Source organism: Mucilaginibacter terrenus (assembly GCF_003432065.1).
Classification (GTDB): domain Bacteria; phylum Bacteroidota; class Bacteroidia; order Sphingobacteriales; family Sphingobacteriaceae; genus Mucilaginibacter; species Mucilaginibacter terrenus.
Map to the genome: position 1 here is coordinate 898,970 of NZ_QWDE01000002.1, position 19,415 is coordinate 918,384.

The 19,415-nt window shown below is 44.8% G+C and carries 17 protein-coding genes; 11 read left to right on the plus strand and 6 right to left on the minus strand.

What is annotated here, in order from left to right; genetic code table 11:
- The first annotated feature begins 66 nt into the window (after window positions 1-66).
- A complete protein-coding gene (locus DYU05_RS14610; RefSeq protein ID WP_117383840.1) occupies window positions 67-1,128 on the plus strand; it encodes a proline iminopeptidase-family hydrolase in 1,062 nt (353 codons plus the stop codon).
- Window positions 1,129-1,164: 36 nt separating this feature from the next.
- Here the strand turns inward: DYU05_RS14610 and DYU05_RS14615 are convergent, their stop codons facing one another.
- Window positions 1,165-3,723, minus strand: coding sequence for a family 20 glycosylhydrolase (locus DYU05_RS14615; protein WP_117383841.1), 2,559 nt, complete (start codon window positions 3,721-3,723; stop codon window positions 1,165-1,167).
- An 80-nt stretch (window positions 3,724-3,803) separates the two neighbouring features.
- A complete protein-coding gene (locus tag DYU05_RS14620; RefSeq protein ID WP_117383842.1) occupies window positions 3,804-4,730 on the minus strand; it encodes a cobalamin-binding protein in 927 nt (308 codons plus the stop codon).
- Window positions 4,731-4,910: 180 nt separating this feature from the next.
- Here DYU05_RS14620 and DYU05_RS14625 point away from each other — a divergent pair, with 180 nt between their 5' ends.
- Together DYU05_RS14625 and DYU05_RS14630 are read left to right on the plus strand one after the other, a co-directional pair.
- Window positions 4,911-6,542, plus strand: a complete 1,632-nt coding sequence (locus tag DYU05_RS14625) for an ATP-binding protein (protein WP_117383843.1) — start codon at window positions 4,911-4,913, stop codon at window positions 6,540-6,542.
- Between the two features lie 76 nt (window positions 6,543-6,618).
- Entirely contained in the window at window positions 6,619-7,245 is a 627-nt protein-coding gene (locus DYU05_RS14630; RefSeq protein ID WP_117383844.1) for a LysE family translocator, read from the plus strand.
- A gap of 293 nt (window positions 7,246-7,538) precedes the next feature.
- On the opposite strand, the gene DYU05_RS14635 is transcribed toward DYU05_RS14630, so the two are convergent.
- The gene (locus DYU05_RS14635) at window positions 7,539-8,603 is read right to left on the minus strand and encodes a DUF2157 domain-containing protein (RefSeq protein ID WP_117383845.1); all 1,065 of its coding nucleotides are present in this window, start codon (window positions 8,601-8,603) and stop codon (window positions 7,539-7,541) included.
- A 270-nt stretch (window positions 8,604-8,873) separates the two neighbouring features.
- Here DYU05_RS14635 and DYU05_RS14640 point away from each other — a divergent pair, with 270 nt between their 5' ends.
- The 5 genes from DYU05_RS14640 (at window position 8,874) to DYU05_RS14660 (ending at window position 11,821) form a co-directional block, all read left to right on the plus strand.
- Window positions 8,874-9,071 carry a hypothetical protein gene (locus DYU05_RS14640; RefSeq protein WP_117383846.1) on the plus strand — a complete coding sequence of 66 codons (198 nt, stop codon included), beginning with the start codon at window positions 8,874-8,876 and terminating at the stop codon, window positions 9,069-9,071.
- Window positions 9,072-9,328: 257 nt separating this feature from the next.
- Window positions 9,329-10,087, plus strand: coding sequence for an endonuclease III (gene nth / locus DYU05_RS14645; RefSeq protein WP_117383847.1), 759 nt, complete (start codon window positions 9,329-9,331; stop codon window positions 10,085-10,087).
- Window positions 10,088-10,198: 111 nt separating this feature from the next.
- Complete coding sequence (gene recA / locus DYU05_RS14650; protein WP_117383848.1) at window positions 10,199-11,206, plus strand: recombinase RecA; 1,008 nt, start codon at window positions 10,199-10,201, stop codon at window positions 11,204-11,206.
- Between the two features lie 74 nt (window positions 11,207-11,280).
- Window positions 11,281-11,532 carry a hypothetical protein gene (locus DYU05_RS14655; protein ID WP_117383849.1) on the plus strand — a complete coding sequence of 84 codons (252 nt, stop codon included), beginning with the start codon at window positions 11,281-11,283 and terminating at the stop codon, window positions 11,530-11,532.
- Window positions 11,525-11,821, plus strand: a complete 297-nt coding sequence (locus tag DYU05_RS14660) for a type II toxin-antitoxin system RelE/ParE family toxin (protein ID WP_117383850.1) — start codon at window positions 11,525-11,527, stop codon at window positions 11,819-11,821. The genes DYU05_RS14655 and DYU05_RS14660 overlap by 8 nt, the downstream gene beginning before the upstream one ends.
- Before the next feature lie 71 nt (window positions 11,822-11,892).
- Here DYU05_RS14660 and DYU05_RS14665 read toward each other — a convergent pair whose 3' ends face one another.
- On the minus strand, window positions 11,893-12,360 hold the full coding sequence (locus DYU05_RS14665) for a DUF4293 domain-containing protein (protein WP_117383851.1): 468 nt from the start codon (window positions 12,358-12,360) through the stop codon (window positions 11,893-11,895).
- Window positions 12,361-12,390: 30 nt separating this feature from the next.
- Between DYU05_RS14665 and truA the strand changes: the two genes are divergently transcribed.
- Both truA and DYU05_RS14675 read left to right on the plus strand, forming a co-directional pair.
- Window positions 12,391-13,287, plus strand: a complete 897-nt coding sequence (gene truA, locus DYU05_RS14670) for a tRNA pseudouridine(38-40) synthase TruA (RefSeq protein WP_117383852.1) — start codon at window positions 12,391-12,393, stop codon at window positions 13,285-13,287.
- Between the two features lie 112 nt (window positions 13,288-13,399).
- Window positions 13,400-15,154 carry an ABC transporter ATP-binding protein gene (locus DYU05_RS14675; protein ID WP_117384017.1) on the plus strand — a complete coding sequence of 585 codons (1,755 nt, stop codon included), beginning with the start codon at window positions 13,400-13,402 and terminating at the stop codon, window positions 15,152-15,154.
- Here DYU05_RS14675 and DYU05_RS14680 read toward each other — a convergent pair whose 3' ends face one another.
- On the minus strand, window positions 15,155-15,406 hold the full coding sequence (locus DYU05_RS14680) for a hypothetical protein (RefSeq protein ID WP_117383853.1): 252 nt from the start codon (window positions 15,404-15,406) through the stop codon (window positions 15,155-15,157).
- Between the two features lie 193 nt (window positions 15,407-15,599).
- On the minus strand, window positions 15,600-18,425 hold the full coding sequence (gene uvrA, locus DYU05_RS14685) for an excinuclease ABC subunit UvrA (RefSeq protein WP_205771888.1): 2,826 nt from the start codon (window positions 18,423-18,425) through the stop codon (window positions 15,600-15,602).
- Between the two features lie 369 nt (window positions 18,426-18,794).
- Here uvrA and DYU05_RS14695 point away from each other — a divergent pair, with 369 nt between their 5' ends.
- Window positions 18,795-19,379: an RNA polymerase sigma factor gene (locus DYU05_RS14695; protein ID WP_117383855.1), complete on the plus strand. Its 585-nt coding sequence runs from the start codon at window positions 18,795-18,797 to the stop codon at window positions 19,377-19,379.
- Window positions 19,380-19,415: the final 36 nt, after the last annotated feature.

The following is a 19,415-nucleotide window of genomic DNA, read 5'->3' on the forward strand; positions in this document are numbered from 1 at the left end:
ATCGGCGGGCATTATCTATGAACCTATCGTTTACTTTTTTGTAGCTTTGATATACAACCAATTATCATGAAATTAAAAAACCTGTTTATCCTGGGTGCTGCTTGTGTGCTTGTTACTATCTGCTCTTGTACAAGCCCAGCAGCAAAGCAGTACGAAGCACCCGAACTTGCCGAATACTTTAAAGATACTACAGCAGTACCAAAAACCGGCGGTGTAAAAATGGTAACCATTAATACTCCCAAAGGAAAGTTTAAGGTTTGGACCAAAACGTTCGGCAACAGCCCAACCATGAAGCTGCTGCTGCTTAACGGCGGACCAGGTGCTACACACGAGTACTTTGAATGCATGGAGAGCTTTCTCCCGGCTAAGGGGATAGAGTTGATCTATTACGATCAGTTGGGTTGCGGCAACTCCGATAATCCTAAAGACACTGCCATGTGGGACCTACCCCGCTATGTGGAAGAGGTGGAGCAGGTGCGGCAAGCATTGCATTTAGATAAGGACAACTTTTACTTGTTGGGACACTCATGGGGAGGCATACTAGCTACAGAGTATGCGCTAAAATACCAGCAGCACCTTAAAGGCCTTATCATTTCAAACATGATGATAAGTTGCCCTGCTTACGGCAAGTATGCCAATGAGGTGCTGGCAAAACAGTTTGACCCGAAAGTACTGGCACGAATCAGGGAGATAGAAGCTAAAAAGGATTTTGCAAACCCGGAGTATATGCAATTGCTGATACCTAACTTTTACGAGAAACATATTGTTAGAATGCCGCAAGCGCAATGGCCCGAACCGATAAGCAGGGCAATGGGCAAGCTAAACGAATCGTTATATGTTACCATGCAGGGGCCAAGTGAGTTTGGAATTTCGGGAAAGTTAACCAACTGGGACCGCACAAAGGAGATTGCAAAGCTTACTGTACCAACCTTGAGTATAGGAGCACAGTATGATACCATGGACCCAAAGCACATGGAATGGATAGCTAAACAAGTAGAGAATGGTAGCTACTTGTATTGTGAGAACGGCAGCCACATGGCTATGTACGATGACCAGAAAACCTACATGCGCGGCCTGGGTAAATTTATTACCGGCATTAACAACGGCCAAAAGAAAATAGAATTGTAGTTTAATAATGGCCTGTTTAACAGGTCATTATTAAAGTTATAGCGCTGGTTTAGTCGACTCGAACCCGGCTTCGGCTACGTTGCCTCCGCGACCTTTGTTGTCAAACGCGCGGAACTTCACCACTCCGCTAGCATCTACCGGCCCGGTATAGATCTTGCTTTTCGCGTCCGGCTCTTTACCGTTGGTAGTGTACCGGATAGTAAGGCCTGGGTATTGAATATTGGCTACATACTGGCCGCCCTGGTTGATGACGCCGGGTTTTGGTAACCGGAAATCAAAACCGCCGCTGTAATAGTTTAACCTCGGTAGCTCGCGTTTGCCAAGCACGTTCATAAAATGGTTCCAGTCGTCCTGGTAAAGCTCTTTGCTTTTTACAGGGTTTTTTTCGTTGGCCCATTCCGGATCTTTAGCCCAGGCGCGTTCGGCCAATGCAAGCAGTTTTGGGAAGATCATGTATTCCATCCGCTCGCCTGATTTTACCGTTTCGGCCCAAAGCGCACCTTGTAGGCCCAGTATGTTACTCTTTCCATAATCGGTAAGTCGCTGCTTCCCTGTAAAAATAGCCCGGTTAATAGGCTGGCCACTCTTGTCTACATCTGCATTCTTGAAGTAATCGAAAGGTATAAAAGAGAAGAATTTGTCTATCCCTAAGTAAGCTCCCCAGTAATAACCTGGTTCATCAAACGACTTATAGTTGGCCATGTCAAAATAAAGGTTGGTTACACAGGTAAGCACCACCTTGTAGCCGCCATTCGCAAGTTTGTAGGCAAGATCCTCCTGTCCGTCACCCAGTACGTTGTTCCACACATCCATACGCATACCTTCGTTGGCGAAGGCAGGATTAGGTACATAAGTGCTTTGCCCGTCTACAGATGTTTTCAGCAAGCCTACTTCCTCCCAGCCTGAAAGCGCCAGGCCGCGTTTTTTCAGCATATCGTTTAAGCGTCCGTAAAAGTAGTACCATACATCACGTGCTTCTTTTAATTCCGGGTGCGATGCTTTAAGCGTGAGCCACGAAGGCGATTTTTCCCAAACGCCTGCCGGCACTTCGTCGCCGCCAAAGTGAATGGTTTCTAAAGGCGCACCGGCTTGTTTGTATAAGGCAACCAGGTCGTTGGTCACCGTTTCCATAAAGGCATAAGTGGATGGTATCGAAACGTCAATCACGTTATCATTCCAGTACTGTACCGAGCGATACTGGCTTTTATCGTTAAGGTCGCGCAGCAGATATTTTTCAGCGCCTGCTTTATCGCCAGCCGCAAGCATCCGCTCGTAACGTGCGTCCATAGCCTTTATAGCGGCCCTTGCATGGCCGGGTGCTTCTATCTCGGGAATGACGTTAATGTGCCTGTCTGTAGCATACTTTAATATTTCAATGTAATCTGCTTTGGTGTAAAAGCCTGTTCCTGCAGTGTTACTAAAATCTGGCCCTGAGCCATGTGACGGGGGCAAGTGGGTTTTACTGTCTAGAGTATGCCCCCGTTTGCTTCCTATTGCGTTAAGCTCTGGCAGAGATGGTATCTCAATACGCCATCCTTCATCGTCAGTAAGGTGCAGGTGCAATGTATTTAGCTTATAAAGCGCCATGCCGTCTATCAGCTTCATCACTTCTGCCTTGTTCTGAAAGTTACGGGCAACATCAAGCATAACCGCGCGATGCCCAAAACGTGGTTGATCGGTCACTTCAACGCAGGGTACCTGTATTGATGATGCGGGTTTAGTCCATGCAGATGGCGGTATTAGTGTCTTAAAAGATTGTATCCCGTAAAATATCCCAACCGGTGTAGATGCGGTTATGGTCACTTTATTGGGTGTAACGCTAAGCTTGTAAGCTTCCGCACCTAACGATGCGTCTTTAGCAATCAATATCCCTTTGCTGGCTGTGCCTTTTCCGGTAACCGGTTTGCCAAAAAGCTTGGTGAGATCGGCAAACAGGCTGTTAGCCTCTCCATTGTATTCTGGTTCGTAAGTTACGTCTACAGCCGGGGTTAAAGTAAAGTTGCCGCCTGTTTCCTGATAGCTTACAGGTGTAGGGAATACCTTTACCAGCTTGTTGTAGGGAATATCCTCAATGGTCTTATTCTGGTTGAACAGTACATCAGGGGTGATCAGTCCGGGGTAGGTGGGATTAAAAGATTTCACTACGAAATCTCCCAGGGCGTAACCTTTAGCAGGTTCTGCATCCCACACCAGGTAAGGGTTTTCTATGGCGTCTGTAAAATTAACAACAATAGATTCGCAAATGAACTCTATCCTGCCACTTTCGCCCGGCTTTATCTCTGTGAATTTTGTATTAGGAGTAAAGCTGTAAAGGTCGCCGTTAAGTTGTTCTACACGGGCGTTGCCGCTGGTAGCATCTGCAATAAAGTTACGTGAGGAATTAAAATATAGCTTCCAGCCGTTAGACGGGAAGGTGGCCTTACTATGGTTGGTAATGGTAATAGCGGTAAGTGCCTGCTGCTTATTCTGATAATTGTTATCTACAACTTCCCAGGTTATGGTTAGGTCACGTGGATTGATTGTTGGTTCGGCGGCTTTGGTGAAAGCTTTTACATTCACTAGTAAGGCAACGATCAGTATTGCAAGGCGGTTCATTTAATTATATTTAGGTGCTTGGTGCGTAAATATAATTAAATATCTATTTAGGATGTCAGCTTAACTTTTTAAAATAGTTATTAAAGTGCAAACTTGATCCATCCGCTGCCTTCATACCCAAATATGAACTGTTTTGGGTAAATGATTTCGGCAAGTATCTCCAACGAATCTACAATGCGCGGCCCGGGGCGGTTAAAGTATTGATTGCCGTCGGCAATGTACAGGCGGTTGTTTTTTATGGCTTTCAGATCAGCAAAACCCGGCTTTTGCAGCAGCAGATCTATTTCCTGCATGGTGCGCTGGATGGAGAACCCGCAAGGCATTAATACGATTACCTCCGGGTCTTGTAGTTGTATATCGGTCCATTCTACATACGGCGAATGTTTGCCTGCTTGCGCCAGTACAGGTGTGCCGCCCGCAATACTTACCAGTTCAGGTATCCAATTACCGGATATCATCATTGGTTCCAGCCACTCTATACAGGCGACTGTCGGCTTATTTTCAATAAATTTTAGCTTGTGGCGTATGATGTCCACACGCTCCTGGAGATCTTCAATCAGCTGCGTTGCAGCAGCAGTTGCATCCAGAGATTGTGCGATATTTTCAATATCACTAAACACGCCGTTCAAGCTGTTTGGCTGCAGGGAGATTATCTCAGTAGGTTTGTCGAGATAACCCGCAAGCGCCTGTTCCACCTCGGGTAATGATACTGCACAAGCTTCGCACTGCGCCTGGGTGATCACCACATCAGGGGCAAGTTCTTTTATAACCTCCCGTTTTACCTCATATACCGACAATGCATCGGCAAGTATTTCTTTTACTTTGCTGTCTATAGCCGCGCTGCTTAAACCTTCGGGGATATGGGCTTCGGTACAAACAGGTAAGGACGTTATGCTTTCAGGGTAGTCGCACTCGTGAGAGCGGCCAACAAGGTCTTGTTCGAGGCCAAGGGCACAGATGATCTCAGTAGCGGCAGGTAAAAGCGAAACGATTTTCTTAGCAGACATAATATGCAGTGTATTTAAAGAACGCTGCAAATATGCGAAAAATGACCGCTGAAATGTTTGCTAAAAGGCATAATCATATTCTGCTCCCCCATCGGGTGCCCTTAAACAATATGTCAATCAAATACCTGTAAATGCTGATTAATGAATAGCTTTGAGAGCCATTTGTTATAAACATAGTACATGAATAACACGTTTCAAAAGAACATAATAGCAGAAAATGAGAAGCAACGTTTGATTGCGCTTCGGCGGTATCGGATATTTAATACAGAGGCAGAGCAGTCGTTCACAAGTACGGCTCGGCTTCTGGCAGATATATTCAGTGTGTCTATCGCTATGATAACCTTTGTTGATGACGAAGAAGTATCGTTTCAGGCGCAAGTGGGCTTAACTTCAACCATTGCGCCACGTGGCGAAAGCTTCTGCTCATTAACGGTATTAACAGACGAAGTAACCGTTGTTGAAAATGCTATTGAAGATGCTGTTGTAGCACAAAATCCGTTGGTTTGCGGCGATTTTGGGTTGCGTTTTTATGCGGGTGCTCCCTTAATAACCTATGATGGTTACCGGATTGGTACCCTTTGTATAGTTGATACAAAGCCAAGGACATTCAGCGCTCATGAGCGATCCATCTTACAAGGTATTGCCCGGATTGTAATGGAGCAAATAGAGTTGCGCCTGAAAAACCTTGACGAGGCCGATAAGCAGGATGTCACAAATGAGCAGTTGCAGCAAAGCAACAATCAACTGATAGCAAGCGAAAAACACTTCCAGCACATTTTAGACACCATGGCCGAAGGTGTAGGTATTATTGATCTTTCGGGCAGGTTGGTATATGCTAATGCCATGGCGCAAAAGATACTAGGCTTAACCCAGCACGAGATCAAACAACGCACATACTATGATGCAAGCTGGAAAAACCTGCGTATAGATGGTACAGAGCTTCCCGACAGCGAGCACCCGATGTCAATCATGATGCAGACGCAAAAACCTGTTTTTGATTACGAAATTGCTGTACAACCTGACAAGGGCGAGCGTTTTTATATTTCGATAAATGCCGCTCCTATTGTTGACCCGGAAACGAATGAACTTACAGGCGGTGTGGGTACATTTATGGACGTAACCAACCGCAGAAGAGTGCTCCAGCAAAAAGATGAGTTTATAAACGTAGCAAGCCATGAGCTTAAAACTCCGGTAACTAGTTTAAAAGCCGCCATGCAAATAATAGAGCGGTTAAAGGAAAAGCCTAATCCTGCAATGTTTGATAAGATGATCGCCCAGGCTAACAAGAGCCTTGAAAAGCTGGCTACCTTGCTAAACGATCTGCTAAATAGTAACAGGATATCTCAGGGGCATCTCCAGTTGCGTAAAACAAAATTTCTAGTGTCTCAACTGGTAGACGACAGCTTTTCTCATATACGCTCAGACGATAAGCATGAGATTATTTACAAGGGAGATCTTGATATTGAAGTTTATGCAGATGAGCAGCAGATAGATCAGGTTTTAGTTAACCTGGTGAATAATGCAGTTAAATATGCTCCTGATTCCCCAAACATAGTTATTGCTGCCGAGCGCCTTCAAGACGCTGTAAGGATATCTGTTAAGGATACTGGTCCGGGTATCCCGCCGGAGCACCTGCCGCACATTTTCGACCGTTATTACCGTAGTGATCACAGCAGCTACCAGTTTTCCGGGCTTGGCCTCGGGTTGTATATCTGCGCGGAGATCATTAAAAAACACAATGGTGAAATAGGCGTTGAAAGTACGTTTGGAGAAGGGACTGAATTTTGGTTCACACTGCCTACTAAAGATTAATTCGATGTTACGCTGCAACTGCCCATTGCGGTATTTAAATGTAATTATTACATAAGTAAACTTATCTTTGCTAGCGATGATATTCCTAACCTTTTTCATCGGCATCATCGCCAACTTTATCGGCTACATTCCGCCGGGCAATATCAACCTTACTTTAGTACAAATCACTATTAACCGTGGCATTAAACAAGCGCTGCAGTTTATTATAGCCTTTTCCTGCGTAGAGTTCTTTTTTACCTACCTGATCATGCAGGGTGCGAAATGGCTGTCAGAACAGGTGAGGCTGGATACCCTTATCGACTGGGTTATGGTAGTGCTATTTACCACGTTGGGTACCATTACATGGCTAAACCGCAACAAGCCACCTAAAACTACCTATTCCGAGCACGCCAGTATAAAATACGGCATCCTGCTGGGCTTTCTTAATCCTATGCAGATTCCGTTTTGGATGATAACCGGGACTTACCTGATCACTCACGAGTGGATAGAAGAGAGTCGGCTCGCGCTAGCTATATTCAGTGTAGGTTCCGCAGCTGGAGCATTTCTGGCACTGTTCTTATATGCCAGGTTTGCTAAGTTTTTACAACGGAGATTCGAATTGAGCACACGTATAATAGATACCGGCATTGCAATTCTATTCTTCGCGTTAGCTGCATACCACATTTTTAAGCAGATATACCTGGTGTATTTTAAAGCACATTGACCCCCTAGCCCCCTAAAGGGGAAACCGGAACTCAGCTATCTAATACAATGTAAGGGAAACTACTTAAGTGTTTCGGTTGGCTAAAGCGAAACACCCGAAACAGTTATTTTATCTAACTGCTTAATTATCAACCATCCACAAAATAAACCGAAACAACCCGAAACAGTAGCTAAAGTACGCCAATGTGCGTTAAAGCGCTGCTTTACAGTTGGTTGATTTTAAGGTAAGAAATTTCAAGTTCAAGCCGAAACACTCTGGACCGAAACAGTAGGTGACAGTAAGTTCAATTAAGACTAGCCCTCAACTGCCGGGGACGGTTGCTTTGTGCTGATGTTCCATATCTTTTCCGCCTTCCTGCCTATCAGCCAGAACGACAGCCCTAGTATACCAAAGAACACCGTTTTATCGGTATGGTCCCAAAGGTATTCGAAGTACTTGGTGTAAAGCGATATGATCAGGAACGTTACGCCGAATTCGCGGGCGATAACGTCTTTGGTTTTCAATCCATATAGCAGGAAACCGCCGGCAACAGAAGCAGCAATTATTCCCCAATAAAACAGGCTGATCTGCCGTATTTGCCACCATGCATCCAAACTGCCGTAATTGCCAAATATACTCAGCAGCCATAACGACATAAACAGGTAAAGCATACCTACCACATAAGTGAGCTCCCAAAAACGGGCAAACCCTTTTTTGTTCTTTAATAAATAGCAGGCACCCACCAGTAACAACCCAAATAACACAAAACGCAAAGGGTAGTTCATGCCTAAAAAGTAAAGCGCCCAGTTGGTTTGATAGCCAGTTTCGGTGCCGAACCAACTGCCCAAAGAAACCAGTGCAAACAGCCATATTAGCCTCGAGTTCATACGCCAGGCCAGGAAGCCATACACGATAACGGAAAACAGGAACAACAATGAATAATGGCCCGAGCCATTATCGAAAGTTTTACCCATGTATGCTATGCAGCATGCAGTAAAGAAAACGCCGAGGAAAATAACCGCTTCATTACTGAATATCTGTTCGGGATAACGTTTCTCGCGTTTGCGGCCCAGGAAGAAAAGCCCCGCAGCTGCCGCGCCCGAGATGATAGCAATAACAATATCAGGCGTATCGTAGAGTTTGCTTATCCATTCTATAAGTGCTTTATCTACAATAAGCGACCCAATGGCTATTGCGCCGCAAAACAGCGCTACCCACATGGAGTACTTGGCAAGACGCATCCAGTCGAAGCCCTTTACCTCATACGAGGCACGCAATTCTTCTGCTTTTACAGCATCTATCAGCCGCTGCTCTTCCCAATGAGCAATCGTCTTGTTCAAAAAATCGCTTTCTTGCCTGTCCAGGTTAAGCTTGGCCATTTGAGTTAGATGGTAACGTTTTTAACAAAGTTCAAATCTATTAATTTGTAGTTATATTAAAAGGCAACTGTTTTCGTTAGTGTAAAAGTAACGCATTTGCCCGGGTTAAATTATGCCACTCTGATGTGTCGTAATTACGCAATGACTATGCTGCAAATGTTAACATTATCAGGCAGTTAAATAGGTGAAGAAAATTTCATTTAATTTTCATGTTGATGAAATAATCTAAATTAAACATCGTTATTTTTATAATTCAAACAAACACAGCTTATGGGTGAAACCTTTACAACAACAATTAATGCGTTCACTAACAAAGCTCCTATGAAAGAGGCAGAGATACAGGACAACCTGGAGGCGGACGACGTGATATTTTATCACTCCATCCGTGCAGAACTTGACCTTCTTAAGAAGAAGCCCAAACTGCAGACCATTCATGCCATCCTGGATCACTCGAGGAGCCTGCGTTAGTTAATTAAGCAACGCGAACCAAAGCGAACTGGTTCATGGATCATACCGCAGGCGCGAGCCATCGGCATGGTTCATGAACCTTTCTAGTTTTGTAACCTGCTGAGCCATCAAATGAATTTGCCATTTACCGGGTAGAGCTTTCGTTTACGGCTGGCTTGTAAAATCATTTACTTTACCCTTGCCCGCCACCTTATAATTAAAGACTTTTGTAGCCGTTATTTACAGGCTTTAATATGCCTGGTAACGTTTAGATAATCATGTTAAAAGCCGAACGCTATCGCCATTTTGTAGAATACTTTAAGGAACACCAGCCTGATGCCGTTACCGAGCTGCATTATAACAATCCGTACCAGTTGCTGGTGGCGGTGGTGCTGTCTGCCCAATGTACAGACAAACGCATCAACCAGATCACGCCTGCCTTGTTCCAGCGTTTTCCGGATGCCGCCGCTCTTGCTGCGTCAAACGCTGATGAGATCTTCACCTACATCCGTAGCGTGAGTTATCCAAACAACAAGGCCAAGCACCTGGCTGGTTTGGGTAAGATGCTGGTAGAGCGTTTCGGTGGCGAAGTGCCTGCCGGACACGACAAGTTGCAGATGCTGCCGGGTGTAGGTAGGAAAACGGCAAACGTAATAACTTCAGTAGTATTTGATGCTCCGGCCATTGCAGTGGACACGCACGTGTTTAGGGTGGCCAACCGTATAGGCCTCACTAAGGCCAATACACCGCTGGCAGTAGAAAAGCAATTGATGGAATACCTGCCCAAAGAAACCCTTGGGGTGGCGCATCACTGGCTGATATTGCACGGGCGCTACGTTTGTGTGGCCCGCACGCCTAAGTGCGAGATTTGTCCGCTAACGTTTTTTTGCAAATACTATCAGCAAAATAACACAGAGAGTGCCCTGTTGCGGGCCGAAGCTGCTAAACAGCGCAAAGCTAAAGAACTTAAAAAGAGGAAGGTACTTAATGCTATTAGTAAGGAATTGCTTAGCAGGAGTGTTGATAAGAATACTTGATAAGCTTATTGTTGTTAGGTAAGTTTACATCAGCAGCTAACCAAAAATAATTGCTAAAAAAATTAGTAATTTATAAAATAATTATTATATTTGTTTCACGAAATTAATAAAATGAGCAATACAGATAAAATGAAGGCACTGCAGCTTACTTTAGATAAGCTGGAAAAATCATACGGTAAAGGCACCATCATGAAAATGGGTGATACTGCCATTGAAGCTACCGAAGTAATATCAACCGGTTCGCTTGGTTTGGACATTGCTTTAGGAGTGAACGGTTTGCCTAAAGGAAGGGTGATAGAAATATACGGGCCTGAGTCGTCAGGTAAAACAACGCTGGCTATACATGCAATTGCAGAATCGCAAAGAAAAGGTGGCATAGCAGCATTTATAGATGCGGAGCACGCTTTTGACAGGTTTTACGCCAAGAAGTTAGGTGTAGATGTGGAGAACCTACTGATCTCTCAGCCAGATAACGGCGAGCAGGCGTTGGAAATTGCAGATAACCTGATCCGTTCGGGCGCTATTGATATCCTGGTAATTGACTCGGTTGCGGCACTGGTGCCAAAGGCGGAGATTGAAGGCGAAATGGGTGATTCTAAAATGGGCTTGCATGCTCGTTTAATGTCACAGGCGTTGCGTAAGCTTACAGGTACCATTAGCAAAACAGGATGCTGCTGTATTTTCATCAACCAGTTGCGCGATAAAATAGGTGTGATGTTTGGTAACCCCGAAACAACAACCGGTGGTAACGCTTTGAAGTTCTACGCTTCGGTACGTTTAGATGTTCGCCGTATATCGCAGATCAAAGATACAGACGAGGTATCTGGTAACCGGGTTAAGGTGAAGATTGTAAAGAACAAAGTCGCGCCGCCTTTCCGTATAGCCGAGTTTGACATTATGTTTGGCGAAGGTATATCTAAAGCAGGCGAGATTATAGACCTGGGTGTTGAATACAACATCATTAAAAAAGCAGGGTCGTGGTTTAGCTACGGAGAAACCCGTCTTGGTCAGGGTCGTGATGCGGTTAAGCAGTTAATAATGGATAACCCGGAACTGGCTGAAGAACTGGAGACCAAAATAAAGGAAACCGTTACCGGTGAAAGCATGGTAGAAGCGTAAGCCTAATATTAAATGTGTGACAAAAAGCCTTTCATTTATGAAAGGCTTTTTGTTTATATAAGGTATATTTGAGTATGGAAGAAACTGCGATTAAAGCTGATCTGCTCGATAAGATTGAGCATGCTGATGGCGAGCAACTTCAGCAAATTTACGGGATGGTGCTTAATTATTTCAATGCCGTGGTGCCATCTGAAGAATGGATCACCATGCCTGAAGCTATGCAAAGCCGTATTATTGAAAGTCTTGAACAGGCCGACGCTGGTTTGATGAGACCTGCTGACAATGTCTTAAAGGAAATACGTAAGAAGTATGACCTAAATGGCTAAAACAGTGTTCATGACCTCCTTGGCTGAGGAGAACTTTGAAACTGTAGTTAAGTACTTACTAGCTAATTGGAGTGAGAAGACGGCTAAGAACTTTGTTGTTAAATTTGAACGAATATATCAGTTTATCTCTGATACCCCAGCTTTATACCCGTTTATAAATAAAGAAAAGAGGGTACAAAAGTGTGTGTTGACAAAGCACAACGTCCTATACTTTCGTGAAGATGAAAATGCAATTATTATTCTTGATGTTTTTGACACAAGGCAATCCCCTGAAAAGTTAAAGATTTAGCCTAGTCATTTAAGCGGATGTAACAAACCTTTAAGTTTCTATACGAAAAAAAGCTTCGTCTTTAGCTTAGCCTATCTCAACCTGTCTGCCGACTTTACCAGCTTTTCATCTTTATTTATAGACTTTGCTGCAAAGATTAGAAGCAATATACTGAGAGATGTTAAAAACAAGCCAATACCCATGTTGGAGTACCCAAGCGTAATTGCACCTACAGCTTTTTTAACCGTTTGCGCCATCCAAAAGCTGTAACCTATAAGCACCAAAATGCAGCTGTAGCAAAGCGTAGCCTGGAGCTTGCGGTTTTTGTAAAGAAAAATTATAAATATCGGAAGGAATGCTACAACAGCCGTAACAATAGACAAAGCCGCAAAGCTTTCAGTTTGTGTGATCTTTCCATTTACGTTTTGAAAAAGGCCGCGTATGGTAACGTCAATATCTTTACCATCTATATAAATGTTATGTGCCAGTGGGAACAGGAATAATCCGAAGAGTACCAGGGATGCAAAAAGTAAGTAAACACTTTGTATACGTTGAAGCATAATTGTTTTGCTGTAAGTTGAAACAAAGATATGCGCGCAGGTGGTAAATTTAAAATCGTAAATGATGTTACCTTTGCAGCCGTGGCAGATACACAGCGCTATTTTATTGAACTGGCTTATGATGGTACAAAATACCATGGCTGGCAAATACAACCTAATGCGGTTACCGTACAGGAGTTGTTGAACAAAGCTCTGTCTACACTGCTGCGCCAGCCTATAGAAACTACCGGCTGTGGCCGTACAGATACCGGCGTACACGCCAGGAAATTTTTTGCGCATTTTACCTCCCAACCCTCTGAAGGGGGAGCCGGGAAGGAGCTTCAACAGTTCCCCCTTCAGGGGGTGGAGGGGGCTTGGGTTAGAGGGCTTAATGCTTTATTACCTCATGATATTGCCGTAAAGCGCATTATTCCTGTACAGCCAGATGCTCATGCCCGATTCGACGCTACTTTGCGTTCTTACGAGTACCACATCCACTTTAATAAGGATCCATTTGTACATGGCTACTCGTGGCTATTGCGCGATAAACCGGATGTTCAGTTGATGAACCAAGCTGCGGCTATTATGATGACCTATACGGATTTTAGCTGCTTTAGTAAATCGAACACACAGGTAAAGACGAATAATTGTAAAATAACTAAAGCAGTATGGGAGGAGACCGCGCGGGGCATCGTCTTCAAAATATCTGCCGACCGTTTTTTGCGTAACATGGTGCGCGCTATTGTAGGCACGTTACTTACCGTTGGCCGGAAAGAAATAGAACCGGAAGGCATCCGCAATGTTATAGAAAGCAAGGATCGCGGCAGCGCAGGTACCAGTGTGCCTGCATGCGGGCTTTATCTTACAGAAGTAAAATATCCGTATCTGATGATAGCCCCCCAGCCCCCTGAAGGGGGAGCAATTGTGGGTGCAAGGAATTTTAAATAACTTTAGACTAGTGAGCGAGAAAAAAGATAATAACAATACCAAAGGCACCCCCGCAGGAAGTGGAGCTAGTGTTACCGGCAAGGCTTTCGACTGGCACCTGCTCAAACGCATAATGCATTATGTACGCCCGTATATGGGTGTGTTTGTGTTAGCGGGTTTCCTCACGATCTTTTTGGCAGTAGTCGCTATCATTCAGCCGATACTGATACAGCGTACATTGGATAAGTACATCCTGGCTAACGACTACCATGGGCTGGTATTTATGATAGAGCTGATGATAGCGCAATTGGTGGTTCAAACCATTGCTCAATACTATCAAACTTATCTCACCAACTCACTGGGGCAGTCGGTAATACGCGATTTGCGTAAGGATGTATTCAATCATATCACTAGCCTGCGCCTGCGCTATTTCGACCGCACGCCGATAGGTATGCTCATTACTCGTACGGTGTCTGACCTGGAGACCATCGCTGATATCTTTTCAGAAGGCCTTATCTCCATAATGGGCGACCTGCTGCTGGTAGTTGCTGTAATTGGCATTATGCTTTGGCAGGACTGGAAGCTGGCGCTTATTACCATGATACCTATGCCCTTCCTGTTTGCCTCCACATACGTGTTTAAAGAGGCCATAAAATCGTCCTTTCAGGAAGTGCGTACCCAGGTAGCGCAACTGAATACTTTTCTAGCTGAGCATATCAGCGGTATTAGCATTATCCAGTACTTCGCGCGGGAGGACCAGGAAATGCGGAAGTTTAAATCGGTAAACCAAAAATATCGGGACGCTAATATCCGCTCCAATTGGTATTATTCTATCTTTTTCCCGGTTGTGGAAATACTCTTCGCCATTTGTATGAGCCTACTGGTTTGGTATGGTTGTAAAAGGATACTGAACGATCAGCAATTGCATGCTTTATCCGCACATCCCGGCGGCGTTACACCAGGTGTTATCACAGGGTTTATTGTGCTGCTAAATATGCTGTTCAGGCCTATACGACAACTGGCCGATAAGTTTAACACCCTGCAAATGGGCATGGTAGGCGCCGACCGTATTTTTAAAGTGCTGGATACTAACGATGTGGCTGTTGACGATGGGAAACTTGCTCCGGCTGCTTTGCAGGGCGAGATAGAGTTTAAAGATGTTTGGTTTGCTTATATAGAAGAGAACTGGGTGCTGAAGAACATTAGCTTCCACATCAAACCTGGTGAAACCCTGGCCCTGGTAGGAGCCACAGGTGCCGGCAAATCATCTACCATAAATATCCTGAACCGTTTTTACGACATCGGCAGGGGCAGCGTAACTGTAGATGGACACGATATTCGCGAGTACAGTGTAGACTATCTGCGATCAAAGATTGCTACCGTAATACAGGACGTGTTTCTGTTTACAGATACTATAGGGAACAACATTAGCCTGAGCAACCCTGCAATTACCCGGGAAGAGATCATTAAGGCGGCTAAAGATGTAGGTGCACATGAGTTTATAGAACGGCTTCCCGGCGGTTATGACTACAACGTGATGGAACGCGGTGCCACGCTATCGGCTGGGCAGGCGCAACTGATATCATTTATCCGTGCGCTGGTTTATAACCCTTCAATATTGGTGCTGGACGAAGCAACTTCATCCGTAGATACCGAAACTGAGCTGCTGATACAAAATGCCATAAATAAGCTAATGCAGGGCCGTACGGCTATTGTTATAGCCCACAGGTTATCTACCATCCAAAATGCAGACAAGATCATCGTGCTTGATCATGGCGAGATAATGGAAATGGGCACCCACCAGGAACTATTACGAATAGAAAATGGCTATTACCGCAAACTGTACGATCTCCAGTTCAACTCCGCGGGAATAGCCAAAGCTATTTAATTACTTAGACTCCAGTCTGCGCGCGTCGTCGCTTGTAGCGTCCGGCTGATCTTCTTTCGGCGGCGTCTTTAGCGGTGTTACCGGTTGCTCGCGGTTTTCGTAATAACCTGCAACATCTTCCTGCTGCGGCTCGTCGGCGTGATATTGTTTGTCGCGTTGTTTAACAATGCTTTTATGTCCTTCATCGTTCGGCCTGTCGGTAGGCGTATCCGATGGCGAAGGTTTATCGTGGTCGTTTGCTGGTGTGGTCATGATAATATAACAGGGCCACCGGAGATTTGTTTAGCCCGGCTAGAGGGTCTACCCCAGCCGGGGTGGCAATTTTTTAAAAGCTGCGTTTTTAGCACCAATAATGCAGATTTTGGCCGAAAATTCATGCAGAAATCTTCAAAAACCACATTTTTTCAGAGCCTGAAATCAAAATAATTTCGGAGTGCAAGAAAATCTACTTCACCTCGAACCGTTCTTTCAAAAACTCTCCGGTAAAACTTCCTTCCTGTTTGATCAGGTCTTCCGGTACGCCTTCAAATACCACATTGCCGCCTCGGTTACCACCCTCGGGGCCGATGTCTATCACCCAGTCGGCGCATTTTATCACATCCATGTTGTGTTCTATTACAATAATGGTATTACCGTGTTCAAGCAGGGCGTCAAATGACTTAAGCAGCTTCTTGATATCGGCGAAGTGGAGACCCGTTGTCGGCTCATCAAAAATAAATAGTGTTTTATGCGTGTTGTTGCCTTTTACCAGGAACGACGCTAGCTTAATACGCTGTGCCTCACCACCTGACAGCGTGTTTGACGATTGCCCCAATTGCACGTAGCCCAAACCCACATCAACCAGAGGCTTAATCTTAGCAACGATCTTGGCTTCTTTGGCAAAGAACTCGAGTGCCTCGTCTATTGTAAGGTCAAGTACTTCAGAAACGTTTTTCTCATTGTAAGTGATGTCAAGAATGTGCTGCTTAAAGCGCTTGCCGCCACAAGCCTCGCAAGTCAGGAAGATGTCCGCCATAAACTGCATCTCTATTTTTACCTCGCCTTCGCCCTGGCAAACGTCACAGCGGCCGCCTTCTACGTTAAAAGAGAATGCCGAAGGTTTTAAACCGCCGGCTTTGGCTGCTGGCTGAGAAGCATAAAGGTTCCGGATATCGTCCCAGGCTTTTACATAAGTGACAGGGTTAGAGCGTGACGAACGACCAATTGGGTTCTGATCTACCAATTCCACCTGTTCTATTTTAGCGTAATCGCCTTCCAAACTATCAAAACTGCCCGACTGCTCGCCGGTGTAGTTGCCCAACGTTTTTTGCAGTGCCGGTGCTAACACCCGTTTAACCAGGCTGGTTTTACCGGAGCCCGATACACCGGTAACTACCGTAAGTACACCCAGCGGGAATTTCGCGCTTACATGGTTCAGGTTGTTTTCTCTTGCACCTTTTAGTTCAATAAAATCGCTCCATTTGCGGCGTAACTTTGGAATAGCAATCTCTTCCCTGCCGCTCAGGTATTTGCCGGTAAGGCTATTATCATCAACTATAATTTGATCATAAGTGCCTGTAAATATCAAATTGCCGCCATGAGTGCCCGCTTCCGGGCCAATGTCAATGATGTGGTCGGCTGCTTTCATTATCTCTTCTTCGTGCTCAACAACCAAAACGGTGTTGCCAACGTCGCGCAAAGATTTTAATACACCTACCAATCGTTGGGTATCCCTTGGATGCAGTCCGATACTGGGCTCATCTAAAACATATACCGACCCAACCAGGCTGCTACCCAGCGAAGTGGCGAGATTGATACGCTGTGACTCGCCGCCTGATAAGGTATTTGACAAGCGGTTCAGCGTCAAATAACTTAGACCCACATCATTTAGAAACCGCAACCGGTTTGTTATTTCCAACAGCAGGCGTTTGCCTATTTTGACGTCATTAGGACTAAGGGCCAGACTGCCGAAGAACTCTAATGCTTCGTCAAGCGGCATCAGTACAATGTCGGTGATCGAGCGGCCTTCGATTTTCACGTAAGCAGCGTCCTTACGCAACCGGCTGCCTTTACATTCAGGGCAGGTGGTTTTACCCCGATATCTGGACAGGAGCACCCGGTACTGTATCTTATACGTTTGCTCCTCCATTTCCTTGAAAAATTCGTTTAAACCACGGAAGTATTGGTTACCCGTCCACAGCAGCTGTTGTTGCTCTGGTGTAAGCTGGTTGTATTGGCGGTGTATAGGGAAATCGAACTTAATGGCGCTTTTTACGAGTTTGTCGTTCCACTCGCGCATTTTTTCGCCGCGCCATGGTGCTATGGCTCCTTCGTAAACTGTTTTGCTCTTGTCAGGAATAACCAGGTCTTCGTCAATGCCGATTACTTTCCCGTAACCTTCGCAGCGTTTACATGCGCCGTAAGGGTTATTAAAACTAAAGAAATTGGCTGTAGGCTCTTCGAAGCGGATTCCGTCTAGTTCAAACCGGTCGCAGAAAAACTTTTCAATTTCGTTGTCTGCCTCTGGTTCACGGTAGCGCACAAAAACATCTCCTTTACCTTCAAAGAAGCCTGTTTGCACACTATCTGCCAGGCGGCTTAATGTTTCCTCTTCAGTGTTTTTGGTGATCCTATCTATAACAATCCGGAGGGCTGTATCGCTTATCTGTGCAACGTTGGCTATAGATTCATCCTCCAGCATACTTTCTATGCGGTTCAGCTCGCCGTTATACTCAACACGGATAAAGCCTTTTTGCATCAGCACCGCTAACTCTTCTTTAAGGCTGCGATTATTGTGGGGATGCAGCGGGCATATTATGGTGACCTGCGTTTCATCTGCAAGGCTGGTTACAAAGTTTACCACATCTGTAACCGTATCCTTTTTAACCACCCCGCCGGAAACAGGGGAGATGGTTTTGCCAATGCGCGAGAACAGCAGCTTAAGATAATCGTAAATTTCTGTACTGGTACCGACGGTAGAGCGGGGGTTACTGGTAATAACTTTTTGCTCAATAGCAATTGCGGGCGCTATGCCTTTTATATAGTCTACATCAGGCTTGTTCATCCGGCCCAGGAACTGGCGGGCGTAGGATGATAAACTTTCTACATACCTGCGCTGACCTTCGGCATACAGCGTATCAAAAGCAAGAGAAGATTTGCCCGAGCCCGACATGCCGGTAACTACCACCAGCTTGTTTTTGGGGATGGCAACATCCATGTTTTTAAGGTTGTGTACCCTGGCGCCTTTTATTATGATATGCTTTTGCGGATCTTTTTCTGCTTCTTTGATCATTATACTGATGTGGCTGAACTGTTTTGCAGCTGTACTATAAATAATATCAACCTGGCGTTAAACCTTTTGCACTAGCCTTAGGTCTAACAAAACAAAACCGATTATGGACCGCAAAAATCCTAAAAATTTTAGCGTTATCCAAACGGACCAGAGTATTGCTATAGTGTTTAACGGAGTAGATAACTATCTTTTACCAACACAAATAATATTTGGTCGAAACATAAGATACCCAACTAAAAAATATTTGTTTTTATTTTTTAAGATCATTATATTTGAGGGTAAGATTTATCACCCTAAAAAGAAACGCTATAGATAGAACTCTACTTTAATAACGACGAAAAATTTAATTTAGTTTATTAGTAGCTTTCTATGGATTTTCAATTGAAAAGTGATCAGGATCTAATCCATCTATATGTAGCCGGTGAAGAAGCAGGACTTGTGGAACTCATCAGGCGCTACCAATCCAAAATTTACACTTCTATATATCTGCTTGTTAAAGACGAAGCTTTAGCTGAGGATATTTTCCAGGATACCTTCATCAAAGTAATCAACACGCTTAAGGCTGGCAAGTACAACGAGGAAGGCAAGTTTTTGCCCTGGGTAACCCGTATTGGCCATAACCTTGTTATTGATCATTTCCGCCGTGAGAAACGCGCGCCAATGGTGAACAATGGTGACGACTTTGATATTTTTGAAGTACTGGGCAATTATGACGAGAGCGCCGAGGACCGCATGGTACGCGAGCAAACTCATCGGGACCTAAAAGCGTTGATACAGCTTTTACCTGCCGAGCAAAAGGAAGTATTAATTATGCGCCACTTTGGCGACATGAGCTTTAAGGAGATTGCGGAAGTAACAGATGTAAGCATTAACACAGCTTTAGGCCGTATGCGGTATGCATTAAACAACCTTCGTAAGATGATGCAGACTAAAGAGCTTAGCCTTAAAAACTAGCGATTACACCTCAATAGAGATTAGATAAAAAGGCAG